This window comes from Blautia acetigignens, from assembly GCF_025566865.1.
Taxonomy (GTDB): domain Bacteria; phylum Bacillota; class Clostridia; order Lachnospirales; family Lachnospiraceae; genus Blautia_A; species Blautia_A acetigignens.
The window spans coordinates 1-5,440 of sequence record NZ_JAOQJM010000036.1 but is presented as its reverse complement, the minus strand read 5'-3'; the positions used below and the strand labels follow the sequence as shown (position 1 = coordinate 5,440).

Sequence of the window (5,440 nt, the reverse complement as noted above, 5' to 3'; positions counted from 1 at the left end):
TTATGGAAAGTAATTCCACTGCTTTTTTGAATGAAAAAACTGCGCCACAGCCTTGACAGGCCATCGCGCAGCGATTTTGTTCAATCGGGATTTGTTAAGTTGGTAGTAAATTTTTGCAATAATGAAGGTAAAGGAGAGCTTTTTATGAGTACAAGAAAGACGATAGGAGGGGCTTTGGGGGCCATCATTGTATTGATAGTAGCTCAAATATTAGCTCAGTTAGTGGCAAGTTTGTTTGTTTTGGTTAAAATTCCAGAAGGTATATGCAATATTATAGCAGGAATTATATATGTTGGATTAGCATTTGTTTTAAGTGAATTATTTTCAAAAAGACTACTTAAAATAAAAATAGAAAATTTGGGAATGCCAAAATTTTCAATTAAAGCTAAATGGATTATTGTAGGTGTATTATTACCTGTGACAGTAAAAGCGGTTTATCTTTTTTTCTTTTCTGGAAAGTACGTTTCTTCTGGAATGAATAGTAATCAGATTTTTTCAACACTGAGTGCTGGTATTGCTTTTACAGGCATAGCCGCTGGTTTTGTTGAAGAAATGGTTTTTCGAGGAGTTATTCTAAATCTGTTAAAAGAGAAATGGAATATTAAAGTAGCTGTATTAATTCCATCAGTTTTATTTGGATTAGTACATATTATAGGAATGGATTTTTCCATTATAAGTAGCCTGTTGGTTCTTATTGCAGGAACAATGGTGGGAATAATGTTCTCAATGGTTGCTATTGAAAGTGGTTCTGTTTGGAACAGCGGAATTGTCCATTCACTTTGGAATATTTTAATTATTGGCGGCGGTTTATCAATAAGCGAAAAGGCAGATGAATATTCGGTTATGACATATGTACTTGATTCAAAAGACTTTGTTTTCACTGGTGGAGAATTTGGAATTGAATCATCAATTATTGCACTATTAGGTTATGTTATAGTTACTTTAGCAGCAATATGTATGATTAAGAAAAAAAGCAAAAGTGTAATAAGTATCAAAAAACAAAATCCAGTTGTGCGCCCAGCTAAGGGTGTGTAGTCAAGCCGGTGGGATTCCGGTTTATCCAAGGTTTAGCCAACCAGATAATAGCGAGTCTTGGGATGATGCCGGTAACGGCATCTGACAAGCGTAGACAGCAAGAAAGCAGGGTTGAATAGTGATTGAGCTTCGAAACGTTAACTTCAGTCGGTCGACGTCTTAACTGGTGCGGAAGACAATATCATGTAATGCGATATGGCGAGTGTTATGTGGCACTGCGGAGTCAGAGAACCAATCATGTTTTACATTATGAATACACATCAACTGGGGAGAACCTGCCATTTCTCGAAGAAGAGTATGAAATTGCAACTGAAAACGGAGTATTTCAAATGAATGGTAGGTGGTCGGACAATCCCATAGTACTGTAGAAATCGGGCAATGCCGATGGAGGGAAGGGGATTGCATAGTAAAGGTCTTACTGAGGACACATTATCCGTACTCAGGGACGGAGGAAATAATGGAAACGAAATTAGTGAGAATAGCTGAGATATCGGCAACATCAAAACATCCTATATTTACATCAGTGTACCATTTGATAAATGAAGATATGCTAAAGCAATGCCATAAGGAATTAGATGGGAACAAAGCAGTCGGAATTGACAAGGTAACTAAGGATGAGTATGGGAAGAACCTTGATAGAAATATCAGGGAACTGGTACAGAGGTTGAAAAACAAATCCTTTAAGCCACTTCCGTCACTGAGGGTATATATACCTAAAGGAAATGGAAAGAAACGACCATTAGGGATTGCTTCCTATGAAGATAAGATTGTACAAATGGCAGTGAAGAAAATACTGGGAGCTATTTATGAACCGAGATTCCTAAACTGCATGTATGGATTCAGACCGAATAGGGGGTGTCACGAAGCAATAAAAGAAGTATACCAACGGATAAGCTATGGAAAAATCAGCTATATCGTAGATGCCGATATCAAAGGTTTCTTTGACCATATCGACCATGATTGGATGATGAAGTTCCTTGAATGGAATATACAGGATAAGAACTTATTGTGGCTAATACGTAAATACCTTAAAGCAGGAATAATGGAGCAAGGAAAATTCGAGCCAACAGAGGAAGGTTCGGCACAAGGCTCAGTAATGAGTCCGATGCTTGCAAATATATATATGCATCATGTGCTGACGCTGTGGTTTAAGCTGGTGGTGCAAAGGGAAATGCAGGGAGAGTGTTTTCTCGTCAACTTTGCGGATGATTTTGTTGCAGGATTTCAATATAAGTCAGAAGCTGAAAGATACTATAAAGAGTTAAAGGAACGAATGGAAAAGTTTGGACTGGAGCTGGAAAGTAGTAAAAGCAGACTGATTGAATTTGGGAGATTTGCAGAGCAGAATCGTAGAGCAAGAGGAGAATGTAAGCCTGAAACATTTGATTTTCTGGGATTTACCTTCTACTGTAGCAAAACTCGAAAGGGAGGTTTCGTGCCAAAGATACAGACTTCAAGAAAGAAGTTAGAGCAAAAGGTTAGAGCATACAAGAACTGGATTTACGATAATCGAAATCGACCAATGCGAGAAATAATTAAAGAGTTGAACGTAAAACTAATTGGACACTATCGGTATTATGGTGTTACATGGAATTTTCGGAAGATAACAACATTCCTGCATAGAGTACAACAGTTTCTATTCAAAGCCATGAATCGGAGAGGTTGTAGACGGGCATACACATGGAATGGATTTGTGGAAATGCTCAAGTATTACCCGTTAGCAAAACCTAAAACGTACTATTGTTTATATTGAAGCGAATGTTACTATGAGGAGCCGTATGCGGGAAAGCCGCACGTACGGATCTGTGAGGGGCTAAGATTGAGAGGTCTTAGTCTACTCGACTGTTGAACTGAATCCGAAAAGCATTAGGCGCAGAGGAGATAGAATCCTTTGCGTAAAAGACTAACGAACATATTTAATGAAACATCGGAACCATCTTCTTTTTGTTGTCTACCTATAATAACGATTGGAGTAATCGATTATAGACACTGCAATCAAAAAAATCTGAAAATATATTTATCAACATTACATAAAAGTGTGTAGATGTACATAAAATGGGAATACATATTGAAATTCAGGTCGTTCTGTGATAGAATCTCATTACTAAAAAGTGTGTAGATGCACGGAAATGGGGAGTGTAACGATGGAGATTAAAAGAGACGCTTACCTACAGCAGCTGATCGAGCGAAAAGATAATGGAATGATAAAGGTGATTACCGGCATTCGTAGATGTGGCAAATCCTTTTTGCTGTTTACCATCTTTAAGAGATACTTACTGGAGAACGGCGTTGATGTTGATCATATTATTGAAATTGCATTGGATGGTATTGAGAACGGGGAATTAAGAGATCCCAAGGTATGCTTCAAGTACATCAAGGATGCCATGAAAGACGACGGGAAGTATTATCTCCTTTTGGATGAAGTGCAGTTCATGCCACGATTTGAGGAAGTGCTGAACAGCCTGCTCCGCATGAGCAATATTGATGTGTATGTCACCGGAAGTAATTCCAAGTTCCTGTCCAGCGACATTGTGACCGAATTCCGTGGCAGAGGTGATGAGATTAGAATCTACCCTCTCTCCTTTGCAGAGTTTTATTCTGTCTATGACGGCGATTATGATGATGCCTGGGATGACTACATGATCTACGGAGGATTGCCGCAGATCGTAAGTTTCCAGAGCGAACGACAGAAAGCGGACTATCTGAAGAACATCTTTGCAAATGTCTATCTGAAGGATGTTATTGAAAGAAATAAGATTCAGAACGTGGATGAGATTGGGATTCTGGTTGATGTGCTTGCATCTGCAATCGGCGCACCGACCAACCCTTCAAAGATTGCCAATACCTTTGCCAGTGAGCGCCAGATGACTTATGCTAATAAAACCATCTCCAAGCATATCGACCATTTGACAGATGCCTTTTTGATTTCCAAGGCAAGCCGATACGATATTAAGGGCAGAAAGTATATCGGTGCAAATCTGAAATACTACTTTACTGATCTGGGACTGAGAAATGCACGTCTGAATTTCAGACAGCAGGAGCCTACTCATATCATGGAGAACATTGTTTATAATGAGCTGCTGATCCGTGGCTACAATGTTGATGTGGGTGTCGTGGATATCTTCGATAAGGATAAAGAGGGCAAACGTGTTCGCAAGCAGTTGGAGGTTGACTTTGTGGTGAATCAAGGAAACCAGAGATACTATATCCAGGTTGCATATGACATGACTTCGGAAGAAAAACAGACGCAGGAGTTCAATTCTCTGCGTAATATCCCGGACTCTTTCAAGAAGATCGTCATTGTAAATGGCAGCAAAAAGCCTTGGAGAAATGATGAAGGTTTTGTCATCATGGGAATGAAGCATTTCTTGCTGAATGCGAATAGCCTGGAATTTTAAGTCGATTTGAGTTGTTGCTGTGGTGTTGTTCTATTTCAAAAAAGAGTGAAATGATATAAATAAGGCCACGGCTGATTTCATGTTGGAACAGCCGTGGCTCAGTTTATTTTTTTATCCGTACAAACGAGACTGTTCCGCAGATTATGTAGAACAGACAGAGTACGATTCCGATAGTGAGAACATACGAGAATAAATGGAAAGATACAGGTGGAAATTTTTTTCTCCCATATGGTGTTATCTCGAAAGTGTTCCGCGGAAAATATCTGGATGAGTTAAAAAGCCTGTGGAATGATTCTAAGCTTAAATTTCATGGTACAGCAGAGAAATATCAGAACAGCTATCGTTTTAAAGAACTTCTTGATAAGTGTTATGAAAAGAACTGGGTCTCTTACTGCAAAGAAACTTTCAATGGTGCACAGCCGGTTATCAATTATCTTGGAAAATATACCCACAGGATAGCAATCAGTAATCATCGAATCAAATCCATGACGGATACGACAGTTACATATGCAGTAAAAGACTATAAAAACGAAGGCCACTGGAAAGAGAAAACAATTTCAGGAGAAGAATTCATCCGTCGATTCATGATGCATGTTCCACCCAAACGATTTGTCAGAATCCGGCACTATGGTCTGCTATCATGTAGAAACAAGAGAAAAAAGATAACTCTCTGCAGAAACCTGCTTGGATGCAAGAAATACATTTCTACATTAAAAAATCTAAATGCAGTAGAAATGATAAAGGTTTTGTATCACATCGATGTATGCAAATGTTCTTCTTGCGGAGGGAATATGGTATCACCCCGCAAAGATAAATACAGTTCTTCTTTTCATGCACATGTGAGATGTTAAAATCTACAATTGCATAGAATAAATGACTTCCGCATAGGAGGTTTGTTTGTCATGCCTGAAATTGATTTCTTGAATGAAAAGCCTAATCCCCCAGCTATGCTGGGGAGAATGGAGTAGGCGGAAGCGGTGAGGATAACAAAATAAAGCCTCCTGTGA

General features: G+C 38.9%; 3 protein-coding genes and 1 pseudogene. All 4 read left to right on the top strand.

Going from position 1 to position 5,440, the window contains the following annotated elements:
* Nucleotides 1-144 precede the first annotated feature (144 nt).
* Complete coding sequence (locus OCV70_RS18705; protein ID WP_262579990.1) at nt 145-1,035, top strand: CPBP family intramembrane glutamic endopeptidase; 891 nt, start codon at nt 145-147, stop codon at nt 1,033-1,035.
* 457 nt (nt 1,036-1,492) lie between these two features.
* On the top strand, nt 1,493-2,788 hold the full coding sequence (ltrA, locus tag OCV70_RS18700) for a group II intron reverse transcriptase/maturase (protein ID WP_173768597.1): 1,296 nt from the start codon (nt 1,493-1,495) through the stop codon (nt 2,786-2,788).
* 391 nt (nt 2,789-3,179) lie between these two features.
* Nucleotides 3,180-4,433: an ATP-binding protein gene (locus tag OCV70_RS18695; RefSeq protein ID WP_117853977.1), complete on the top strand. Its 1,254-nt coding sequence runs from the start codon at nt 3,180-3,182 to the stop codon at nt 4,431-4,433.
* Between the two features lie 185 nt (nt 4,434-4,618).
* Nucleotides 4,619-5,284 (top strand): annotated as a pseudogene (locus OCV70_RS18690) (IS91 family transposase); the annotation flags it as partial.
* Nucleotides 5,285-5,440: the final 156 nt, after the last annotated feature.

Coding starts and splice junctions, on each gene's coding strand:
- OCV70_RS18705 (WP_262579990.1), top strand. CDS start 145: ATGAGTACAAGAAAGACGATAGGAGGGGCTTTGGGGGCCATCATTGTA.
- ltrA (WP_173768597.1), top strand. CDS start 1,493: ATGGAAACGAAATTAGTGAGAATAGCTGAGATATCGGCAACATCAAAA.
- OCV70_RS18695 (WP_117853977.1), top strand. CDS start 3,180: ATGGAGATTAAAAGAGACGCTTACCTACAGCAGCTGATCGAGCGAAAA.